This window comes from Roseivirga pacifica, assembly GCF_900111145.1.
Lineage (GTDB): Bacteria > Bacteroidota > Bacteroidia > Cytophagales > Cyclobacteriaceae > Roseivirga > Roseivirga pacifica.
Genome location: NZ_FOIR01000001.1, coordinates 547,035 through 567,394, shown reverse-complemented (window position 1 = coordinate 567,394; position 20,360 = coordinate 547,035). Strand labels below are relative to the sequence as shown.

Annotated in this window: 22 protein-coding genes; 17 read left to right on the top strand and 5 right to left on the bottom strand. The window is 43.1% G+C overall.

What is annotated here, in order from left to right:
• Window positions 1-13: 13 nt before the first annotated feature.
• The 9 genes from BMW98_RS02580 to rsmI all read left to right on the top strand — a co-directional run bounded on the left by BMW98_RS02580 (window position 14) and on the right by rsmI (window position 7,555).
• Complete coding sequence (locus BMW98_RS02580; RefSeq protein ID WP_090256821.1) at window positions 14-1,333, top strand: hypothetical protein; 1,320 nt, start codon at window positions 14-16, stop codon at window positions 1,331-1,333.
• A 68-nt stretch (window positions 1,334-1,401) separates the two neighbouring features.
• Entirely contained in the window at window positions 1,402-1,956 is a 555-nt protein-coding gene (lptC, locus tag BMW98_RS02575) for an LPS export ABC transporter periplasmic protein LptC (RefSeq protein WP_090256820.1), read from the top strand.
• Window positions 1,940-2,149: a hypothetical protein gene (locus tag BMW98_RS02570; protein WP_090256819.1), complete on the top strand. Its 210-nt coding sequence runs from the start codon at window positions 1,940-1,942 to the stop codon at window positions 2,147-2,149. Before lptC ends, BMW98_RS02570 begins: the two co-directional genes overlap by 17 nt.
• On the top strand, window positions 2,149-3,432 hold the full coding sequence (locus tag BMW98_RS02565) for a hemolysin family protein (RefSeq protein WP_090256818.1): 1,284 nt from the start codon (window positions 2,149-2,151) through the stop codon (window positions 3,430-3,432). Before BMW98_RS02570 ends, BMW98_RS02565 begins: the two co-directional genes overlap by 1 nt.
• A gap of 81 nt (window positions 3,433-3,513) precedes the next feature.
• Window positions 3,514-5,625 carry a peptidylprolyl isomerase gene (locus BMW98_RS02560; protein WP_090256817.1) on the top strand — a complete coding sequence of 704 codons (2,112 nt, stop codon included), beginning with the start codon at window positions 3,514-3,516 and terminating at the stop codon, window positions 5,623-5,625.
• A 68-nt stretch (window positions 5,626-5,693) separates the two neighbouring features.
• Window positions 5,694-5,957, top strand: a complete 264-nt coding sequence (locus BMW98_RS02555) for a DUF493 family protein (protein WP_090256816.1) — start codon at window positions 5,694-5,696, stop codon at window positions 5,955-5,957.
• A complete protein-coding gene (locus tag BMW98_RS02550; RefSeq protein WP_090256815.1) occupies window positions 5,957-6,646 on the top strand; it encodes a class I SAM-dependent methyltransferase in 690 nt (229 codons plus the stop codon). Before BMW98_RS02555 ends, BMW98_RS02550 begins: the two co-directional genes overlap by 1 nt.
• A 1-nt stretch (window position 6,647) precedes the next feature.
• Entirely contained in the window at window positions 6,648-6,878 is a 231-nt protein-coding gene (locus tag BMW98_RS02545) for a 4a-hydroxytetrahydrobiopterin dehydratase (protein ID WP_090256814.1), read from the top strand.
• On the top strand, window positions 6,878-7,555 hold the full coding sequence (gene rsmI, locus BMW98_RS02540) for a 16S rRNA (cytidine(1402)-2'-O)-methyltransferase (protein ID WP_090256813.1): 678 nt from the start codon (window positions 6,878-6,880) through the stop codon (window positions 7,553-7,555). The genes BMW98_RS02545 and rsmI overlap by 1 nt, the downstream gene beginning before the upstream one ends.
• 15 nt (window positions 7,556-7,570) lie before the next feature.
• Here the strand turns inward: rsmI and BMW98_RS02535 are convergent, their stop codons facing one another.
• Window positions 7,571-8,167: an RNA polymerase sigma factor gene (locus BMW98_RS02535; protein WP_090256812.1), complete on the bottom strand. Its 597-nt coding sequence runs from the start codon at window positions 8,165-8,167 to the stop codon at window positions 7,571-7,573.
• A gap of 49 nt (window positions 8,168-8,216) precedes the next feature.
• Between BMW98_RS02535 and BMW98_RS02530 the strand changes: the two genes are divergently transcribed.
• The 8 genes from BMW98_RS02530 to BMW98_RS02495 all read left to right on the top strand — a co-directional run bounded on the left by BMW98_RS02530 (window position 8,217) and on the right by BMW98_RS02495 (window position 16,160).
• Window positions 8,217-8,936 carry a C39 family peptidase gene (locus BMW98_RS02530; RefSeq protein WP_090256811.1) on the top strand — a complete coding sequence of 240 codons (720 nt, stop codon included), beginning with the start codon at window positions 8,217-8,219 and terminating at the stop codon, window positions 8,934-8,936.
• Entirely contained in the window at window positions 8,933-10,384 is a 1,452-nt protein-coding gene (locus tag BMW98_RS02525; protein ID WP_090256810.1) for a RimK family protein, read from the top strand. The genes BMW98_RS02530 and BMW98_RS02525 overlap by 4 nt, the downstream gene beginning before the upstream one ends.
• Window positions 10,381-11,649 (top strand): carboxylate-amine ligase, encoded by a 1,269-nt coding sequence (locus BMW98_RS02520; RefSeq protein WP_090256809.1) that lies wholly within the window; start codon window positions 10,381-10,383, stop codon window positions 11,647-11,649. Before BMW98_RS02525 ends, BMW98_RS02520 begins: the two co-directional genes overlap by 4 nt.
• On the top strand, window positions 11,628-12,338 hold the full coding sequence (locus BMW98_RS02515) for an N-formylglutamate amidohydrolase (RefSeq protein WP_090256808.1): 711 nt from the start codon (window positions 11,628-11,630) through the stop codon (window positions 12,336-12,338). The genes BMW98_RS02520 and BMW98_RS02515 overlap by 22 nt, the downstream gene beginning before the upstream one ends.
• Before the next feature lie 176 nt (window positions 12,339-12,514).
• Window positions 12,515-13,300 (top strand): inositol monophosphatase family protein, encoded by a 786-nt coding sequence (locus BMW98_RS02510; protein ID WP_090256807.1) that lies wholly within the window; start codon window positions 12,515-12,517, stop codon window positions 13,298-13,300.
• The gene (locus BMW98_RS02505) at window positions 13,297-14,229 is read left to right on the top strand and encodes a WD40 repeat domain-containing protein (protein ID WP_090256806.1); all 933 of its coding nucleotides are present in this window, start codon (window positions 13,297-13,299) and stop codon (window positions 14,227-14,229) included. Before BMW98_RS02510 ends, BMW98_RS02505 begins: the two co-directional genes overlap by 4 nt.
• 35 nt (window positions 14,230-14,264) lie before the next feature.
• Window positions 14,265-14,432, top strand: a complete 168-nt coding sequence (locus tag BMW98_RS02500; RefSeq protein ID WP_090256805.1) for a FeoB-associated Cys-rich membrane protein — start codon at window positions 14,265-14,267, stop codon at window positions 14,430-14,432.
• Window positions 14,433-14,552: 120 nt separating this feature from the next.
• Window positions 14,553-16,160 carry a TlpA family protein disulfide reductase gene (locus BMW98_RS02495; protein ID WP_162844657.1) on the top strand — a complete coding sequence of 536 codons (1,608 nt, stop codon included), beginning with the start codon at window positions 14,553-14,555 and terminating at the stop codon, window positions 16,158-16,160.
• Here the strand turns inward: BMW98_RS02495 and BMW98_RS02490 are convergent.
• From BMW98_RS02490 to BMW98_RS02475, 4 genes are all read right to left on the bottom strand, one after another.
• A complete protein-coding gene (locus tag BMW98_RS02490; protein ID WP_245733469.1) occupies window positions 16,157-17,338 on the bottom strand; it encodes a PHP domain-containing protein in 1,182 nt (393 codons plus the stop codon). The two genes, BMW98_RS02495 and BMW98_RS02490, sit on opposite strands and share 4 nt — an antisense overlap.
• 160 nt (window positions 17,339-17,498) lie before the next feature.
• A complete protein-coding gene (locus BMW98_RS02485) occupies window positions 17,499-18,635 on the bottom strand; it encodes a formimidoylglutamase (RefSeq protein WP_090256803.1) in 1,137 nt (378 codons plus the stop codon).
• 91 nt (window positions 18,636-18,726) lie between these two features.
• Entirely contained in the window at window positions 18,727-19,335 is a 609-nt protein-coding gene (locus BMW98_RS02480; RefSeq protein ID WP_090256802.1) for a porin family protein, read from the bottom strand.
• A gap of 72 nt (window positions 19,336-19,407) precedes the next feature.
• Window positions 19,408-20,265, bottom strand: a complete 858-nt coding sequence (locus tag BMW98_RS02475) for a sugar phosphate isomerase/epimerase family protein (RefSeq protein ID WP_090256801.1) — start codon at window positions 20,263-20,265, stop codon at window positions 19,408-19,410.
• Window positions 20,266-20,360 lie beyond the last annotated feature (95 nt).

The window sequence follows — 20,360 nt, the reverse complement described above, 5'->3', positions numbered from 1 at the left end:
AACTACTAGAATCATGAGATTAAAAGCTCTTTTAATAGTGGCTTTTTTGGCGGTTGGTTTTGTGGCAAACGCCCAATTCAACTTTCCAGAAGATCCAGAACAAAGATCAGAAGCGCAAACTTTGTGGACCCTATTTGACGATAGCTACAAGCAGGGCAACTACGAAGCAGCAAAAGCTCCTTTAGAAAAACTGATCACCAAATTCCCGAAATTGAGTAGTTCTGTTTACATCAACGGAATTAAAGTTTGGGACGAATCGGTTGAGTCGGCTAAAGACGATGCGGCAAGAATAGCTGCAGCAGATAAAGTAATGCAGTTATATCAGTTGCGTTACGATAACTTCCCAGGTGATGAAGCAGAAGTAATTGACCGTCAGGCTAACCATGCATTTAGATACTACTTCAAAGATGCAGAGAAGACAAACTACACGCTTGACTTGTTTAAAAAGACTTATGAGCTAAAAGGAAATGAAGCATTCTACCCTGTAGCCAGATATTACATGCAAGCTGCCGCTTTGGCGTTTACACGTAAAACAGGCATCACGGATCAGGAGATTCTCGCCATTTACGATAGAGTTTCAGAGCATATCGATTACCAAATTGCTCAAGCTAAGGCTGCTAATAAATCAACTTCTCGTTACGTAAAAACTAAAGAGGATATTGATAACAAGCTTGCTGACTTGAACCTTATTGACTGTGCATTTATTACAGAGAAATTGGTTCCTGAATTCCAGCAAAATCCTAATGATGCAGAACTAGCCAACAAAATCTTTGCTTTTGCTTATTCTGGCGGGTGTACTGATGAGGCTTGGTTTACTCAAGCGGCCGAGGTTGTATTTACTAGCAGCCCGAACTACGGTGTAGGCTACATGTTGGGTGTTAAGTTTGGTGCCGACAAAGAATTTGATAAGTCTAAAGAGTACTTCTTAAAGTCTGTTGAATTGACTGATGACAATACCGACAAGGGTAAAGCATTTAAGCAAATTGCAACTACTGAGAGAATTCAGGAGAACTACAGCGAGGCAAGAAAATATGCGATTCAGGCAGTTGAAGTTGACCCAACTTTGAAGGAAGACATGTACACCATGATTGGTGATATGGTAATGGCTAGCTCTAGCTGTGACAAACTTCAGAGTCAGGTAGATGATAGAGCACGTTTTATTGCAGCTTACGATTATTACGCTGCTGCCGGTAACGCGGCAAAAATGTCTCAGGCTAAAGCACAATTCCCGACCATCGGTGATATCTTTACTGCCAACAAAGAAGAAGGACAAACTATTCAAGTTGGCTGCTGGATTCAGAAGTCTGTGAAGCTTCAGAGAAGACCTGAATAATAGATTCACTTGATAATAGAAAATATAAAGTGGTCTTCTTCGGTTATCGGAGAAGACCCTTTTTGTTTATGAAACAGTTTTTTCAATTAGTTCTGTCATTGGCCTTTTTGGCCACGCTAAGCGCCTGTGTGGGCGAGCAACAGAAGCTTGCCGATATGGAAGAGTACACCGGTCCTATTTTCGAGTCGACCGATGTTGAGGTTTATATGAGTGACTCAACTGTACTCAAGCTGATTCTTAGAGGCAAAAAGCAGATTCAGCAGCAAAACGGAGACATTGAATTTCCGGAAGGTTTTAGAATCACTTTCTTTGATAAGAATGAAAACACTACCACAGAAATCACGGCTTTGCAAGGCTACAAAAAGGCCGACCAAAACGTATATCAAGCAATAGGCGATGTACTGGTTCGTGACCTGATCGAGAACAAAACACTGAGCTCGGAAGAAATGTACTGGGACCCTACCAAAGAAATCATTTATACCGATAAGTTTGTGACGATTGAAACAGAAGAGCAACTGGTGCTTGCAGAAGGCATGAAAGCCCCTCAGGACTTTTCAACTTATGAGTTAATCAATGTTAGAGATAGTGAGATTATTTTAAAGGACAATGAAGAATTTAGGTGATACCATACTCTTCTCGCTGTGCGTGGTATTCTTTGTAATAGGCGTACACCAAACCATGGTTTTTGGCATTGAGTTTTCCTACTTCATTTTTATGCTATCGTTAGGAATGCTATTTTTAGTAAGATATAGGAGAATGAGGCGAAAAGATAAAGAAGAAAATACCACACCAACTAAGCGCAGACGTAAACCCTAATGGATACATACAGCGTAACGATTATTCTTGCCACGCTAGTTTTTTCAGCGTTCTTTTCAGGAACCGAAATAGCCTTTATTAGTGCTAGTAAGCTGCAAATTGAGCTACAAAGCCAGCAAGGCAAACTTAGCGGAAGAATACTCTCTTTCTTTACACAAAGGCCTTCGCGATTAATAAATACCGCTTTGGTGGGCAACACCATTGCCCTAGTGATTTACGGTATTTTTATGGCTTCCTTACTAGAGCCATGGATTGCTTCCTTTTTGCCCGAAGCCATTAATTCCGATACAACTGTAGTGCTTATTCAAACAGTGCTGTCTACACTGATAGTATTGATTACGGCCGAGTTTACACCAAAAAGCATCTTTCTAATAAACCCAAACAGCCTGCTTAATTTTCTGGCCCTACCAATTATTCTCATCTATTGGTTTATGTTTCCTTTGGTGTGGATCATAGAGCAGATGTCAAAGTTCATCATCATTTTTGTATTGCGACAAACCTATTCTGCAGACCGTCAGGTTTTCGGGCTTACCGACTTAGGAAATTACATTAAGCGAAACACCCAGAAAGACATAAAAGAAGCCAAGGTTGAGCTAGACACTAAGATTTTTAACAATGCGCTCGAATTCAAAACCATTAAGGTGCGCGAGTGTATGATTCCCCGAACGGAAATATCGGCAGTAGACGCTGGCGATACAATGGACGATTTGCGCAACGAATTTATTGAATCGGGCCACTCGAAAGTTCTGGTTTATCGCGACTCTATTGATGACGTGATTGGCTACTGCCATGTGCAAGACCTCTTTAAAAAACCCAAGGAAATTGAAGAGATGCTCACGCCAATTAACATTGTGCCAGAAACCATGTTGGCCAATGAGTTGCTGATTCAATTTATTCAGGAGCGAAAAAGCTTGGCACTTGTAGTGGATGAGTTTGGAGGAACCAGCGGCCTGGTAAGTATTGAAGACGTGATTGAAGAAATCTTTGGCGAAATTCAGGATGAGCACGATGAAGACGAAGACTGGGTAGAGCAAAAAGTAGAAAAGAACAAATTCATTTTAAGTGCGCGGCACGAAATAGACTACCTGAACGACAAGTACCGTTGGGGCATTCCGGAGGGCGATTACGACACCCTCGGTGGGTTTATACTCTCTATTACCGAGAGCATTCCTGCCGTTCATGACATTATTGAATACGAGCCATTTAGTATCAAAATCATTTCTATGGAAGATGCTCGAATCGATAATGTTTTATTCACCTTACAAACCGAGCAAGAAGACTGATTTTTAGGCTGTTTTGTCACATTTTTCCTTTGACTTTAGAGGATAATTCAGTTATGTTTGCGCCTATTTAAAATAGATTCGATGGCAATTATCAATACGCTTCGTGAAAAGATGGGACGACTCGTGGTAGTCGTAGTGGGAATTTCAATTCTAGCATTTGTATTAACCGACTTGGCTTCTAACCAAAACCTATTTGGTGCTGGTGCCAGAAATGTTGGTGAAATTGATGGGGAGGAAATCTCTCAAGAAGAATATGCTCAGCTAGTAGAGAACCTCAAGCGTTATTACGGAATTACAACAAGCAATGATCAAACTATGCAGTTTGTACGCGATCAAGCGTGGAACCAGTTGGTTTCTGACATTGCATTTACACAAAAACTTGAACAACTAGGTCTTGAGATCGGTACCAACGAAAGAGTTGATATGGTGCAGGGAAAAAACATTTCTCCAACCATTTTACAATTCTTCCAGCAGAGAATCGGTACTGCAGACCCAACTGCAATTCGTCAGTACTTGCAGTCCATCGAGTTCGACCCGAACGAGCAATACATTTTTGCTAGTGCCGAAGCACAGGCTATGGGCCAACGCAGAATGAACAAGTTCCAAAACCTAATTACCAAAACAGCTTACGCTACTTTGGAAGAGGCCAAAAGAGCTTACCAAAACGAACTGGGCTTTATAGATGTAGACTATGTTTTCGTTCCATTCTCAACTGTTAGCAACGACCAGATCGGTGCTGTTTCTGAGAGCGAGATTAGAAACTACCTTAGCGCGAATGAAGACGAATTTACTGTAGAGGAAACAAGAGCGATTGACTACGTTACTTTCCCGGTTGTTCCTTCTGCTGCCGATACGGCCGATTACCAGCAGCAAATGGCTGAAATCAAGGCGCGTTTCGAAGATGAAAACAACAACGATTCAACTTATGCTATTAGCATAACAGAGCAAGGTTTAGGTTTTACAACTTACGACCCTACTGCGCTACCTACTGCAGTAGCTAGCCAACTATCAACTGTAAAGGCAGGCGACATTATTGGTCCTGACTTGAACAATGGTATCTTCTCTATCCATAAAGTGGTTGATATTGTTCCTTCAGAAAATGAGTTTGCTAGAGTAAGCCAAATCGTATTCCCTAAAAACAACCTTACTCCTGCTCAGCTGTCTGAAACTAAAAAGACTGCCAACGATGTGTTGCGTCAGGCAAGAGGCGGTGCAGACTTCGCTCAATTGGCACGTCAGTACAGCAAAGGTGCTTTTGCCAACACTGGTGGCGATATGGGCTGGGTTAGAAAAGGCCAGTCTAGCATTCAGAATATTGAAAGCGAATTGTTCGCTGCAAGAAGAACAGGTGTTGTAAACAAGTTGATTGAAAGCGATAACAACATTTACATTATCAATGTAACCGAAACTAAAATGAGCAACCGCTACAAAGTGGCTCAGGTTATCATTGAAATGGCACCTTCTTTCGAAACTACTAACCAAGTATACTTGCAAGCTGCAGAATTTGCTGCTTCTGCTTACGGTCCTGATGAGTTCAACAGCAAAGCTGGTGAGCAAGGTTACTCAGTATTCTCTGGCACTGGTATTTCAAATGCGGCTACTTCAATCGGTCAGTTGACCAACGCGCGTCAAGTAGTTTCTTGGTTGTATGGCGAGGCTGAAATGGGTGATGTAAAAGAGTTCGAATTGGAAGATCAGTACGTTGTAGCTGTTTATGCTAACAGAACGCCAGAAGGGTTGAGATCTTTCGAGTCTGCTAGATCTGAAATTGAAGGTATTATTAGAAACGAGAAGAAAGCTGATTTCATTAAGTCTAAATTAGCAGCTGCCTCTGGCGATGTTAATGCAATGGGTATCTCTTCTTCTTACGGTCCTGAGGCGCAGGTTTTCAACAACCCGAACCTTAAGATGAGCGATTTGGCACTTGGCCAAATTGGTGGCGATTCTCCAGAAGCTATTGGTGCTGCTTTTGCCTTGCAAAACCCAGGCGACAAAACAGCGCCACATATAGTGGATGAAAAAGGAGTGGTTGTAGTTATTCTTAAATCGAAATCTACAGCAGCCGAAATTGGCGACTATACCAGCTACGAAAATCAGCTGATAAATTCACAAGCCGCAACTGCCGCAGGAAAACTCCAAAACTCGGTAATTGACAAAGTGGATGTGGAAGACCAACGATACAAATTCTACTAAGATATCAATCGGCCTTCGGGCCGATTTTTTTTGCGTAACTTTTCTTTTCTTATTTGTGTTCTATCAGCATGAGCAAGTTTACCACCGATGATTTTAAGGAAAAGCTGGATGTCACAATGGACTTTCCGGCTTTATACATGTTCAAATTTATTGTTACTGAAGACAAAAGGCCGCAGGTTGAAGCGCTGTTCTCAAACACCGAGCTAAAGTTCAAACCATCGAGCAAAGGCAAATATGTAAGTGTAACAGCTCAGGTTATGATGCCAAATTCCGAAAGAATTATTGACATTTATAAAGAAGCACACAAAATTGAAGGGCTAATTGCGCTTTAATGAAACTCAGGCTGTTCATATTATCGCTCCTTATTTTAGGCTGCCAATCGGCTAAAGAAGAAAAGTCTACCGAAATAGAACAGCCCAAAGAAGAGGTTGTTGCTCCTTCTGAAATAGAAATAAGAACTGTTCCGGGCCAAAGCCCGCTTAAGGAAGACGAGGAACGAACTGACTGGCAAAACCCAAACCTAGTGCTGGATGTATTGGGTAATTTGGAAGGTAAAACCATTGCCGATATTGGGGCAGGGTCGGGTTACTTTACCTTTAAAATGGCAAAAAATGCCGAGAAGGTAATAGCACTCGATATTGATCCCAATGCTTTAGAATACATTGAAAGCCAAAAGCGCATAGTGGGCGATTGGGCAAATAACATAGAAGCAAGGTTGACCCCACCAGACGTGCCAAACCTATTGCCTCAGGAAGTAGATGCGGCTCTTTTAGTGAATACCTATCATTTTCTGCCAAACCAACAGAAGTACCTGCCACGCTTGTTAGAAGGTATAAAGCCAGGTGGCTTGTTTGTATTGGTAGACTTTAAGTTGGGCGAAATTCCTGTTGGTCCGTCAGATCAGTTTAAGGGTAAGCCGGAAGATGTAAGGCGAGACCTGAGAAAGGCTGGATTCCGATCGATTGACATTGATACCAAGAGCTTAGAATTTCAGTACATTATTACCGCAAAAAAGAAGTAGTATGTGGCAAGAAAAAGACAATAAACTAACCAAAACATTCGAGTTCAAAGACTTTACAGAGGCCTTTGGTTTTATGACCAAAGTGGCCATTGAAGCAGAGAAAATGAACCACCACCCCAACTGGTCGAATGTATGGAATACGGTAAGCTTTGAGCTAACTACCCACGATGCTGGCAACACCGTAACAGAGAAAGATCGTAAATTGGCCGAAATCATAGATTCACTGGCCTAATGCCTCAAGAAGTTAACCTTTACCTGGTGCCAACTCCCATTGGCAATTTAGATGACATCACTTTGCGCGCCATTAAGGTGCTAAAGGAGGTTGATGTAGTACTGGCTGAAGACACCAGAACTTCTGGCAAGCTGCTAAAGCATTTGGCTATTTCTAAGCCGCTGCAGAGTTATCATATTCATAATGAACACAAGGCGGTAGAGCAGCTCGTTAGCCGCATGCAAAATGGCGAAACCTTCGCACTGGTAAGCGATGCAGGTACTCCGGCCATTTCCGACCCAGGTTTTCTATTGGTAAGAGAAGCCATAGCGGCCGGACTTGAGGTGAACTGTTTACCGGGAGCAACCGCTTTTGTTCCGGCATTGGTCAACTCTGGTCTACCAGCCGATAAGTTTGTGTTCGAAGGTTTTCTACCCCACAAAAAAGGCCGCCAAACGCGACTGAAAAAACTTGCTGAAGAAGAGCGTACCATCATTTTGTACGAATCGCCTCACCGGCTGATAAAGTGCCTAGAACAGTTGAAAGAATTCTTAGGCGATCGCCAAGCTTCCGTGTCTCGGGAGTTAACGAAAATGTTCGAAGAAACTGCTCGTGGTACTCTGTCCGAACTGATTACCTACTTTACCGAAAAAGGTGTAAAAGGCGAGTTTGTAGTGGTGGTTGAAGGGGTGAGCTGATTTGTCAAATAAGAATTAACCCTCACTCAATTTTTGCTGTGCATTATAGAGCTTATTCACCTTTTCCTTAGCTCTTTTTAGTCTCATTTTTACGGCACTTTCAGAAAGCTTGAGTGTAGCTACAATGGCCTGCAACGGCTGCTTCTCCTTATACTTCAGCATAAGTAAAAGCTTTTCTTCTGGGGTGATTTTTTCCAAAAGCTGCTCTAGTGCTTGTAGCAATAACTCCTGATCCACCTCATCGGTATCTATTACTTCGGCAATTTCTTCCGCTAGCTTTTCCGAGATAATATCGTGCGTACTTTTCTTCCTTTTGCGCAAATAATCTAGGCAGGTGTGATAAATGATTGTGTATAGCCAAGTTTTGAATTTGGCTTCGCTCCGGAACGATTTAAGCTGCATAAACACCTTAATAAATACCTCTTGCGATAAGTCTTCAGCCTCATCATCGCTCTTCACAAAGCCTTTACATTTTCTCAGTACATAAGCTTGGTGCCTATCGGCCAGAACGGAAAAATAGCGTTCAGGGCCACCATTCTGAATGAATTGAATCAATTCCTCGTCACTCAAACTGCTAGTTTTCAGTCCACTAAAAATATTTTCTTCTGCCATGTGACTTTTTGCAAAACCTGCGTCTAATCAGCACTAATGTATAAAGAAGATGCTGGTTTCCGATAAGGTTACACTCGATATAAATATGTTGGCTCAGCCCAACGACTTTACTTGTGGCCCCACTTGTTTGCAGGCTGTTTACGAGTATTACAACGATGGTATTCAGTTAAACGAAGTGATTGCCAAAGTAAAGCAGTTGAAATCGGGAGGAACATTGGCCGTGAACCTTGCTAACCATGCGCTAAAGCGCGGTTACGAGGCTACCATTTACACTTACAATCTGCAAATTTTCGATCCTTCATGGTTCGAAGACCCAGATACCGATTTGGTAAACAAACTGGCCATGCAGTGCCACTATAAGCCGCAGCGAAAGATTAGGTTCGCTTCTACGGCTTATCAAAAGTTTTTGCGCTTGGGCGGAAAAATTAAGTTTCAAGACTTAACCCCCGATTTGCTTAAACAGCACTTGCTATCGCACCAGCCCATCTTAACAGGCCTAAGTGCCACCTACCTATACGGCAGCCCTCGCGAGATTGGGGATTTTAAAGTGGAGTATGATGACTTGCGAGGCGCTCCGGTAGGGCACTTTGTGGTATTGGACGGTATCTCTCTCGATGAGAGTACCGTCTCAATTGCCGATCCGTTAAAGAACAACCCAACGGGTGAGGGCCATCATTACGAAGTAGATATTCACCGATTAATCAACTCCATCATGCTGGGTATGGTAACCTACGATGCCAACCTACTGGTGATAAAACCTAAACAATGAACAAAATAATCGTACTGGAAAAGCCTGAGAAATGGCAGTTCGATATACCAAATACCGACTTGGTGTCGGCACATGAATACCTGTCGAATACAGCAGGGCAGCTTGGCAAACACACCAAAGTAATTAACCTGTGCAAATCGTACCAGTACCAAAGCGTTGGCTACTATGTATCGCTGCTGGCCGAAGCCCGTGGCCACAAAGTATTGCCAGAGGTTGCCACCATTCAAGATTTCCGCTTTCCGAGCATGATCAAGGATGATGCGCAAGACTTTGACAACGCGATTCAAAAATGCCTGAACTCTAAGTTCGGTAGCCGATTGGAGTTTAAAGTATACTTTGGTTATACAGATAACCCTTCTCTAGCCGCAGTAGGTACGCTATTGTTCAATTTGTTTCAGTCGCCAATTCTTAAGGTGGTGTTTGTAAAGCAAGATAAATGGGTGTTAGATGGTTTAAAGCCACTTAACATTTACGATCTGGTGACTGAAGAGCGCCAAAAGCTACAGCACTTTTTGGGCTTGTTTTTAAGCCATAAAAAGGTGGTGAGAAAGAACCATCAGAGAAGGAAGTTTGACTTGGCCATTTTGGTAAACCCGGACGATCCGAACCCACCATCGAACGCCAAAGCTTTGCAAAAATTCATCAAAGCGGCAGAAGATGTTGGCTTTAACACCGAACTGATTACCAAGAACGATTACGCCAAAATAACGCAATACGATGCGCTGTTTATTCGCGAAACCACCAACGTAAACAACCACACCTTTCGCTTGGCAAAGAAAGCCCAGGCCGAAGGCTTGGTAGTGATTGACGACCCACAGTCCATTATGCGCTGCACCAACAAGGTGTACCTTAATGAATTGATGAGGAGCCATGGAATTCTTACCCCAAAAGGAGCCATAGTATCGAAAGAGAACCCGATGGCCGCGGTAGAAAAAATTGGTTTTCCTTTTATTCTGAAAGAACCAGATGGCGCCTTTTCTAAAGGCGTAAAAAAGGTTCAGAATGAAGAAGAATTGAATGAGCTGCTCAAAGGGTTTTTCAAAGGCTCGGAGTTGTTAATAGCCCAAGAATTTATGCCAACGCCATTCGATTGGCGCGTGGGAATTTTCAACGGCCAGCCATTTTATGTGTGTAAATACTTTATGGCGCGCAATCACTGGCAAATCATCGATTGGAAGAAAACCGGCAAAGTGTACGAAGGAAAAAGCGAAACCTATGCCATTGCCGATGTGCCAAAAGCACTGATTACTACTGCCCTAAAGGCCACTAAACTGATTGGAAACGGGCTTTACGGAGTAGACATTAAAGAAGTAAACAAAAAATTCTACGTGATTGAGGTGAACGATAACCCAAACCTCGATGCTGGAATTGAAGACAAAATATTAAAGAATAGACTCTACGAAACCATAATGGAAACCATGATGGAGCGAGTTAAAACAAAACAATGAAAACGGAAAATAGCCGCCTGCAACTGTTCCAAGCATTCGGAATAGAGCTGGAATACATGATTGTGGACAAAGATACACTTGATGTAATGCCCATTGCAGATCAGGTGTTAGCCTCTTTGGCCGGAGAAATAACCAATGATGTGACCTTTGGCAATGTTACGTGGTCCAACGAGTTGGCCCTGCATGTAATTGAGCTTAAGTGTGCTAACCCAACAGCCGACTTATTGGCTTTGGCTACCGATTTTGAGGAAGCAGTGCAGCAAATGAACACCATTTTAGCCGACTTTAACGCCAAGCTGATGCCAACTGCTGCGCACCCATGGATGAACCCCGAAACAGAAACAGTGCGCTGGCCACACGACAATGCAGAGATTTACGCTAAATACGATAGCATATTTAATTGCAAGGGCCATGGCTGGAGTAACCTACAAAGTATGCACATAAACTTGCCATTTGCCAACGATGCCGAGTTTGAAAAACTTCATGCGGCTATACGTTTGCTGTTGCCAATTTTGCCAGCACTTGCGGCCAGTTCTGCCATTTTGGACGGTAAAGACACCGGCTTTTGGGACAAGCGACTAGACTTTTATCGCAGCAACCAAAAGGCTGTGCCCATGCTTACCGGGCAGGTAATTCCTGAACCAGTCTTTAGCGAAGCGGCTTATCAAGCGCAGATTTTCGATCAGATTGCCGAGGCAATAAGGCCGCACGATCCAGAAGGTGTTTTGGAACCGATATGGCTGAACTCACGCGGAGCCATTGCCCGATTTGACAGAGGCGCCATTGAAATTCGTGTGCTGGATATTCAAGAGTGCCCAAGTGCTGACTTGGCAATTGCCACTTTCATTATTCACGCCATTAAGCTTTTGGTAACAGAACAGATTGCGCCTTTGGCAGCACAGCAATCTGCTAGTACAGAAGGCCTAGCAAAGATTTTTCGCCAAGTAATTAAGCATGGCGAACACAGCGTGATTGATGATGCAAACTACCTACAATTGCTAGGCATTAAATCGGCAGAAGAAATGACAGCAACGGACGTGTGGAAGTACTTATACAAACGCATTAAGAAAGTCTATGGCAACGAAATAGCGCCATGGAAACAGCAAATTGAACTGCTGCTGGATGAAGGGTCGCTTTCAACCCGAATTTTAAACACGCTTGAAGCCAACTACGAGCATGCCAACTTAAAAATGGTGTACTCAGAGCTTTGCGATTGCTTAGAACAAAACCAAATGTTAACAGAATGTCTAGAAGAAGCTTTTTAATTACCTGCGAGCATGCCGGTAATTATGTACCGAACAACTATAGGTACTTGTTTTTGGGCAGCGAACCCGTGTTAGAGTCGCACCGAGGCTATGATATTGGCGCGGGCGAGGTGGCGCAGTTCTTGGCCGATTCGCTAAAGCTACCGCTTTATGTGCATATGGTGAGTCGCCTGTTGGTAGATGTGAACCGTTCTAAATTCAATCCGGAGCTTTATTCGGACTATAGCCGTGGGCTGGATTCGGTGGTGAAAAAGTTCTTGATCAAGCGCTATTATACGGCCTACAGACAGCCAGTTTATGAATGGATTAAGGGGCATGCCCGTAAAACTGATTCGGTAGCGCACTTTTCCATTCACTCATTTACCCCTATGCTAAATGGCGAAGTGAGAACTGCCGATATTGGGCTTTTGTATGACGAAAAGAGAAAGAACGAGGTAGACTTAGCCCAGGCGCTGGAAGCTCAGTTGAAAGCTTACTTACCGCAAGTGATCATTAAGCACAATTACCCTTACAAAGGAACTGCTGATGGTTTTACTACGCACTTGCGCAAGGAGTTTAAGGGTGAAAACTACATGGGTTTAGAAATTGAGGTGAATCAGAAATACCATCACCGCACCGAAATGCAGGCCATTAAAGAAGGGCTACGTTTGGCAATTAAATCGGTAATGGAGCCGGTGAACGTGGCGTGATTGAGTGTGATGACTTCTAAGCCTCCAGTAATTGAAAGGCATTAAACTCGCCCGAGGCTTGTAATTGCCTGGGTCAATTGACATTTCCCCTCTCACCGAAACATTTTACCTTTCAGCAACACGCATTGCTATGGCTTGGCAGCGATTAAAACTATATTTGCATCAAACCTAATACTATGCAGCAGCTACTTCAGGAAGTGATTGTTTTGGTGAAAGAAGCCGGAGATTTTATTCGTAAAGAGGCACAAGCTTTCGATAAATCTAAGATTGAATACAAAGGCAAAAACGACTTGGTTTCTTATGTAGATAAGGAAACCGAGAAGTTTATTGTGGCTGGGCTTTCCAAAATTCTTCCTGGTGCCGGTTTTATTGCCGAAGAGGGCACCTCTACCAAAAGGTCCGACTCGTACAATTGGGTGATCGACCCACTGGATGGAACAACAAACTTTACTCATGGCTTGCCGGTATATGCCATTTCAGTGGCTTTGCTCAAAAGAGGAGAACTGACACTAGGCGTGGTTTACGATGTTAGCCGAGACGAGTGCTTTCATGCCACAAAAGGCGGTGGCGCATTCTTAAACCACATGCCCATTAGTGTTTCGCCAGTTAAAACCATAGACAAGGGTTTGATAGCAACGGGCTTTCCTTACTACAACTTTGAGCAGATGAACCAATATTTGGCTATTCTGAACGACTTTATGCAAAGCACCCACGGCTTAAGGCGCATGGGAAGTGCGGCCATCGATCTGGCCTACACCGCCTGCGGAAGATTCGAGGGCTTTTTTGAATATAACCTGAATTCTTATGATGTTGCTGCAGGCGCGCTTTTAGTAAAAGAAGCGGGCGGCATAGTGACCGATTTTAGAGGTGGAGACGACTTTCTTTTCGGTCGTGAAATTGTTGCAGGTAACATTGCGCAGCCTGAAATCCTTCAGATTATTCAAAACCATTGGAACAAATGAGAAAGCTGATTTTTGGGCTGTGCCTATTCACTTCTTTGGCCACTTTTGGTCAAGAACTCCGAACCATCGAAGGTTATATGAATGGTGTGCACCTAATGGCCTTTTCGCCTGATGGCAAAACACTTTTAACAGGTAGCGGTGTAAGCACAAATCAGGCACACCTTGTAGATGTTGCCACAGGCGAGCGCATTAAGGAACTGGAGGGCTTTACCGATGCGGTAACCGAGGGGCTTTGGGCTCCATCTGGCGATTGGTTTTATACTTCGTCAGGCGTAGGGCCTTCCATAAAGATTTGGTCTAAAGCAGGAGAACTGCAAAGAACACTTGAATATAAAGGCTGCGAATTCGGCTCGCACATGGCCATTCGACCAGATGAAAAGCAGTTTGCTGTTTCGTGCGATGATGATGTGATTCTTTTTAATGAAAAGTGGGAACAAACCCATGAATTTGAGGCGCCAGACCTTTATGTGGCAAGCACCTATTGGCCGGATGAATCGCACATTATCATAGCCTCTGCCGGAACTTGGCTTGAAATTGTAGACCTAAAAACTGAGGAATGGGTAAGGGCCGAACTGGATCTAGGCGGCAAAATGCTCGAAATACTGCCTTCAGGAGAATTGATGGCAACGGAATTTTACTTCTTTAAATCAGATGAGCCATACGTGCGCTTCTTTAAAGATGGTGAGGAAAAGAGCAATTTTACCAATGAAGGAAAAATACTGTTTGCCAAATGGGTAGCGGGAAAAGAAAAGGTGCTTTTGGCGCTTAGTGGCGGCCAAGTAAAGTTGGTGAATAAGGACGGTTCAGAGGCGCACGACTTTGGCCGATTGGGCACCGTGGCGCTTTCTGCCGATGTAACCAAAGATGGGAAAACTGCAGCCATTGGCTTTTTGGACCGTATTGTACTCATCGACCTTTCATCCTTCTAGAACTATTTTTAATTTTGAGCCGTTAACCGATTGATATGCAAGAAGTCATTCTCATCATTGTATTTGTAGCAGCAATAGGTTTTATGGCGCGTAAGTTTTACCGCGATTATAAGTCCGAGTCTGGTTGCGCCTCTTCCGGCTGCAATGCTTGCAGCCCCACCGAAAAGAAAGACATCAAATTGCCTGGTCACTTAAAAGGCTAGTTTCATCACATATTGCACATTTGGTATTCTTAGTGAGCCTGAATTGAATAAACTATTTATTTAGTTTATCTTGAGCTTATGGTAAGCTCACACAATATCATTATCCTAATCTTCATACTCTTGTCGCTGAAGATTAACACTGAGCTTTGTGCGCAAGAGCTTGTGTTAAGCGACACCATCACGGTGAAGTTGGAGCGAAGAGTTGGCAATGGTCCGTTCCCTCATGCTTCCACGCTTATCAATCCTGCCACCACGGATTCCACCGATAGAAGTTATGGTCTAACAGAGCTTTACAAAAATTTACCTGAGGGTTTAGATGACCACATATTTAGCATTGGTGTGTGGAATTCTGATGTGCTTCAATCTGCCTGGTCTAGATTGAAAACGGGGCTTATTGACTCTACGCGGTTTCAATCTGCTTGGTACAACGATTTAACAGAAGAAGAGCTTGCTCGGTTTGTAGATGAATTTGTGGATACCCAGGTGTCTTTATTGTATGCTGAGAAAGGAGACGAACACATTTTTATAGTCGATACCGACAATGATGAGGAATTTATAGATGAAGTTCCGCAGTATTTAAAGCGCCCTAAACCGGGGTTAGAGAGCTTAACCTATAACAGCCCAATTACTGCGGCTGCAGTGGAAAGAGTAATTGATGGAAAGGTTGTGCAGGACTCAGCATATCTGGCATTAAACCCTTTCAAAGGTTTGGTTACAATTGGCGTTAGGTCTCATTCCTACACCAGTCTTAACCTTGATGGTGAAACCAAGCACATATACCTCAGTAACAGAGGGGCTGGCATCCGGTTTGATAAAAATACGCTTCGGGTTATGGCATTATCCGACCCATTTAGTGAAGAAGATACTGCTACTATGGCCATGAACCCCGTTTTGCAGCTTGAGTTGGGAGAGCGGATAACCACAGCGTATGGAAGCTATAGAATTGTTGGTGTAAGTGAGAATGGTTTAGAACTTAAGCTACTGCAAGAGGATGAAAATGCACCATGGTATGGAACACAAATTGGTGCAACAGCACCAATGATTGAAGGGGAAACTATTTATGGGGAACCCTTTAAATCGGAAGAAGGCAAATTCAGAATATTAGACTTTTGGGCCACATGGTGTGCACCTTGCCTGGAAGAAATTCCATACCTGCTCGATGTCAATGAGTTTTTTAAAGACTACAACTTCGAGGTTGTAAGTATAGCCGATGATACAAAGGAGCGTGTAGAGAAATTTATAGGAGGAAGGAAAATAACATGGCCACAGCTAATTGCTTCAGAAACTGATGAAGTCCTATCTGACTATAACGTCACAGGCTACCCTAAGTATTTTCTGCTTGATGATAAGAACAAAGTTGTGATGCGTAATTATCTCCTGAGGGGCTATGGTTTGGTTTATGAAGCACAAAAGGCCATGCAGATTTCTGACAAAGAAATGGCCAAACAAGTGCGTAAAGGGAACCTCCTAGTTCGTGTTGCAAACCACCAGTATAGCAAGGTCAAATTTAGTTCTGAATTTACACCTAAAGGAGCTAAACCCATGTATAACCGACATAATCCAGAGCATAACTGGGAACGTGGTTTTGATGTAGAAGCAGGAGTCTACAAAACGCAAATAGTGTATGAAGTGAGGGGAGAATTTTCCACCCGTTATAAAGAATTGGAAATACATGTTACCGGTGAGGCTGGCCAAGTGGTTGAGTTGGATTTTTCCAAAAACAACTAATGCGTTACCGGCTGTGTCCAGGCCGTTTCAAAATCTCCTTCCTCAAACGGGTTTTCTTTTAGCTTTGATGAGGTTATTTTTGCGCGCACAAATAGTACCTCATTGCTTATTTTACAGGTGCCTTTTGTCCCTTTTATGGTGTGAAATACCTCAGACATCTCACTACCTTTCCTAACGCCAATAAACTCAATCTTATAACTCACACCGGGCTCGGTTGCCACTTCTAGGTCTATCTTTCCATTTTGCTGCTTCAGCTTTTTTAATGTTACACCGGTAGAAGCGTAAAATTTGCCGGCTTCCATAGCGTGCACAATGGCATCTGGCTCTAGCGTCTTGGTATTAACCATAACCCAACCACGCCCACTATTGCTAAACTGCGGACCAAACTGGTGGTAATAATGGCTGTCGTCTGTGGCTATGCCATACATAAGAGGCTGGTTTCTGCTCAAATAAGCAATGTTTATCTGATCCCACATTTCCTCCATGCCCATTCTAGTGCTATCACCATAATTATTTACCGATGGGTGCCCATTGAAAACTTCGAAGAACCTTTCTCCCTTAAGCGATTTCATGTCTTCTACAGAAATTGCCCAACCAAAATTAGGGTGATTGATATGGGGCATTACGGGTTTGCCAGTGGCTTCACGCTGTTCCAAAACAGCATTAATGTTGTTTTGTAGCACATCGGCTACACTATTGCCATGGCGAGGCGCTATCATGCCTTGCACGTTAGTGGCATTCATATGCAAGGGCTTACCGTCATAACTATCGGTAATTTCTTCACCACGCATTATCATAAAGCTGTCATCGGCAAAAAGTGGTAGGTATTCCGCTTCCGTCTTTAGTTTTACCCGTGTGCCGGTTGAGTCCTTTTCGTAGTTCACCCAGTCTTCCCCATATTTTGCCAAGTAATCGTCAAATGCTTTTTGGTAAATGTGGCTCTTAGGCATTTTCTTCCACTTCTCACCTTGCTGCAAGGTGTTGTGGTCGGTTAAGGATACAAAGTCGTAGCCATTGGTTTTGTACCAATCCAGTACCATTTCCGGAAATGCATCGCCATCGCTCCAGTAGGTATGGGTGTGCAAGTTGCCTTTGTACCAGGTTTCGCTTTCAAAGCTATTGCATGCAACCAACACTATGGCAGATGCAAACAATAGTAGCTTGGCTTTTATCGACATTTTTATTGATTAAAAGGGTAAAAAAATCAGCGTTTGGGTAGGGTAAGATTCGCATTTGGAGTACCAAATACAAGTAGTATCTATAAACTATTTATTAAGATATTATTTAAATGACCCAGTAGAGCCTCAATGTTCATATGGAATATTGGGGCTCGTTTTTTTAGATCAGCTTCCCTTGTGCTCTGATCCAACGGTCTGGAAATTCGCCATGTGTTGCTGCGGTATAATCCTCGTAACTGCAGGGTAAATAAGCCCTATCCATGTGCTTTTCACCATAAGTCACCAGCATCCACCATTTCTCAGAACGGTTGCTTTTGTAGAAGGTCATGGTGTCTTCGGTGCCTTCAAAACTCACCGTGTATTTAGTGTATTGGTCCGAGTTGAACTGGCCTGTATCTTTTCGGTGGTAGTAGCCTTCCACAAAATACCACAACATGGTGCCGATAATGGCGGCTGTCTTTTCATGCTGATCGTCTAGCGTAGGGTTGTATTCCGAAATGCTAACCGAACTCATTTTCTCATTCATTCCGGCATACCACATTATTTGGCAGGCCTCTTCTCCCGTAAGGCCAAAAGGCTCAGCGTTGGCATTTGCCGGTGCATCGGCACTTCGAATAGCCGAAATATCGAACGTGCACATATTGGCCATTCGAATGATTGGCTCTGCTTTTTGAACACCCTCACGAATGTCGCCTAAGCGCACTGCTTCAAAGTAAAGTTTATCTAGTGCTGCCAAGGCTTCTGCATCTACCAAATAGCTTTGGTGCGCCAAATGGTTGTAGCTAAAAAGATAATTTGGTTGGTGTGTTATCAGGTCTGAAAGAAACGTTTCGTTGGCATCTCCTTCATGCTCTACATCTAAGCGTGCATCTATGTTTAGCACAGAAATTAAGTCTTTTTTCGACTCGTACGCGTAGTATTGCCCTAATGAAAGGTCGTGCGTGCCACCAATAATTAGCGGGGTAACTTTAATGCTAAAAAGAAACTCACAAACCTCTCTTAATCTAGCCACAGTATCGGCTAAGCTTTCTCCGTTTTGCAGATTGCCTAAGTCGGCAATTCTATAGTTTACGGCACTCTTCTTTAAGCGATAAAATTTATCACGAATAATGTCGGCTCCTTCAGACACCCCAAGATTTGCTTCCGTTCCACGATCTTCCGTCAGGCCAATTATGGCTATGTCGGTTTGGGCAATGTCTAGGCTTTCATCGGTAAGTGATTTTATGCTGGCGCCAATAGTCGAAGGCTTTAGGGCTTCAACAGTTTTAGGTGCTTTAAAAAAGAGTTTGAGGTTCATGGGCGAAAATAATATTCAAAGCTAAAGATAAGCTAAGTGAATAAAAAAGGGTAAGCCAATTAGCTTACCCTATTAATGCTTTGTTAAAACCTCAGTTGGCGATTTTGAGCATCATGTAGGCTTGCACATAATGCACTTTGGTGTTTTCTATACCCAAGAGCGGATCGTTTTGGCTAACATTGGTAATGGGGTAATTGTATCTTACACCTAGATCCATAAAGTAAGTCATAGAAAGGTTTATACCTGCTAGAGCTGAAAAGACCGTTCTTTGATCAAAATTTCGCGTAACGTCCTCTTTGGAACCATCATCTAGCCTGTTTTTTGCACTGGCCAAATAGCTCATTTCTCCACCCACATTTAGCCTGACAAACGCTACAGGGTAGATGTCTAGCATTATGGGAAGATCCACAAAGTTTAATCGGTAGTCTAGGTTTTCGCTATCAATATTAGCGCCTCTGTTAGAATAGCCCGTTTCTATATTCATCCCGAAAATAGACTCAGGAAACCTATAGTTGTAAGTTAGGGCTACATTAGGCATAATTTTCGGGCTGAGGTTTTCCGCTGGCGAACCATCGTATTGAAAGTCCGACACGCCTACTCCAGTTTTTAATCCTAAATAAAAATCTTGTGCGTTTAGTGTGTTAAATGTGATGATTAATAAAAGTAAAAAGAGCCTCTGAGTTCTTCTTTTCCTTTTCATATCGCGTTGTTAAAGTTACCCTTCAGTTATACTTAAACTGAAGGGTAGCTGTTTTGTTGCTAAATAGCCTTTTTACAGGGTAAGCTTATTCATGTATTTGGCATTTGCCTCTACACTAGCTAGCGGAGTGGTGCCATCGTAGCGCTCTTGCTCTACAATAAAGTACTCCATTCCGTTTTGTTTACCTGCATTAATTATCGATTGAAAATCGATAACGCCTGTGCCCAAAGTGCAAGTTGCCTCGCGCTCATCGGTGCCCTTCATTCTGTCTTTAATATGGCTGCTGGTAAACCTACCCGGGTATTTCTTAATCCACTCAATAGGATCTTGGCCCGCAGTCACCACCCAGTAAATGTCCATTTCGTATTCAACCAAAGCCTTGTCGGTGTTTTCCATTAGAATATCATGCGGAAATTTACCTTCGGTTTCGGTAAACGTGTAGCCATGGTTGTGGTAGGCGAACTTAATTCCGTTTTGCTTACAGATTTCTCCTTTGGCGTTAAAATCTTCGGCAACAGCATAGTAATCATCTAGTTTTTCTTGGCTTCTCCAAGGGCAGATCAAATACTTCATTCCTATTTCGGCAGCTTCGGCAGCTTTGCGCTCAAAGTCCTGATCGATGTTGCAGTGGCTCGAAACGATGCTCATGCCCAATTCGTCCATATAGGCTTTAAACTCCTTGTTTGTCATACCCCAGAACATACCGTTAGGGCCTTCAAAACTCTCTACTTGCTTGTAGCCGTAAGATGCTACTTTAGCCAAAACACCTTTTGGGTCTTTTGGAAAGTCGTCTCTCAAAGTATAAAGCTGAAGCCCAAAAGTATTGGTAGCCGCTTCTTTGGTTGCTGGAGTGCAAGCCATAGGAGCCAAAGCCAAACCGGCTGCAGCCGCGCCTCCTAATCTTAAAAATTCTCTACGATTGTATCCCATAGTTTGTCGGTTGATGCTTTTAAAAATTGAATATAAGGATAAGATGTGTTTTTAGTGAATGATATATGTTAAGAGGGGTATAAATAAAGAGCATT

What these genes read in the sequence shown, in the direction of transcription:
- BMW98_RS02580 (WP_090256821.1), top strand. Translation starts at nt 14, where the DNA reads ATGAGATTAAAAGCTCTTTTAATAGTGGCTTTTTTGGCGGTTGGTTTT.
- lptC (WP_090256820.1), top strand. Translation starts at nt 1,402, where the DNA reads ATGAAACAGTTTTTTCAATTAGTTCTGTCATTGGCCTTTTTGGCCACG.
- BMW98_RS02570 (WP_090256819.1), top strand. Translation starts at nt 1,940, where the DNA reads ATGAAGAATTTAGGTGATACCATACTCTTCTCGCTGTGCGTGGTATTC.
- BMW98_RS02565 (WP_090256818.1), top strand. Translation starts at nt 2,149, where the DNA reads ATGGATACATACAGCGTAACGATTATTCTTGCCACGCTAGTTTTTTCA.
- BMW98_RS02560 (WP_090256817.1), top strand. Translation starts at nt 3,514, where the DNA reads ATGGCAATTATCAATACGCTTCGTGAAAAGATGGGACGACTCGTGGTA.
- BMW98_RS02555 (WP_090256816.1), top strand. Translation starts at nt 5,694, where the DNA reads ATGAGCAAGTTTACCACCGATGATTTTAAGGAAAAGCTGGATGTCACA.
- BMW98_RS02550 (WP_090256815.1), top strand. Translation starts at nt 5,957, where the DNA reads ATGAAACTCAGGCTGTTCATATTATCGCTCCTTATTTTAGGCTGCCAA.
- BMW98_RS02545 (WP_090256814.1), top strand. Translation starts at nt 6,648, where the DNA reads ATGTGGCAAGAAAAAGACAATAAACTAACCAAAACATTCGAGTTCAAA.
- rsmI (WP_090256813.1), top strand. Translation starts at nt 6,878, where the DNA reads ATGCCTCAAGAAGTTAACCTTTACCTGGTGCCAACTCCCATTGGCAAT.
- BMW98_RS02535 (WP_090256812.1), bottom strand. Translation starts at nt 8,167, where the DNA reads ATGGCAGAAGAAAATATTTTTAGTGGACTGAAAACTAGCAGTTTGAGT.
- BMW98_RS02530 (WP_090256811.1), top strand. Translation starts at nt 8,217, where the DNA reads ATGCTGGTTTCCGATAAGGTTACACTCGATATAAATATGTTGGCTCAG.
- BMW98_RS02525 (WP_090256810.1), top strand. Translation starts at nt 8,933, where the DNA reads ATGAACAAAATAATCGTACTGGAAAAGCCTGAGAAATGGCAGTTCGAT.
- BMW98_RS02520 (WP_090256809.1), top strand. Translation starts at nt 10,381, where the DNA reads ATGAAAACGGAAAATAGCCGCCTGCAACTGTTCCAAGCATTCGGAATA.
- BMW98_RS02515 (WP_090256808.1), top strand. Translation starts at nt 11,628, where the DNA reads ATGTCTAGAAGAAGCTTTTTAATTACCTGCGAGCATGCCGGTAATTAT.
- BMW98_RS02510 (WP_090256807.1), top strand. Translation starts at nt 12,515, where the DNA reads ATGCAGCAGCTACTTCAGGAAGTGATTGTTTTGGTGAAAGAAGCCGGA.
- BMW98_RS02505 (WP_090256806.1), top strand. Translation starts at nt 13,297, where the DNA reads ATGAGAAAGCTGATTTTTGGGCTGTGCCTATTCACTTCTTTGGCCACT.
- BMW98_RS02500 (WP_090256805.1), top strand. Translation starts at nt 14,265, where the DNA reads ATGCAAGAAGTCATTCTCATCATTGTATTTGTAGCAGCAATAGGTTTT.
- BMW98_RS02490 (WP_245733469.1), bottom strand. Translation starts at nt 17,338, where the DNA reads ATGTCGATAAAAGCCAAGCTACTATTGTTTGCATCTGCCATAGTGTTG.
- BMW98_RS02485 (WP_090256803.1), bottom strand. Translation starts at nt 18,635, where the DNA reads ATGAACCTCAAACTCTTTTTTAAAGCACCTAAAACTGTTGAAGCCCTA.
- BMW98_RS02480 (WP_090256802.1), bottom strand. Translation starts at nt 19,335, where the DNA reads ATGAAAAGGAAAAGAAGAACTCAGAGGCTCTTTTTACTTTTATTAATC.
- BMW98_RS02475 (WP_090256801.1), bottom strand. Translation starts at nt 20,265, where the DNA reads ATGGGATACAATCGTAGAGAATTTTTAAGATTAGGAGGCGCGGCTGCA.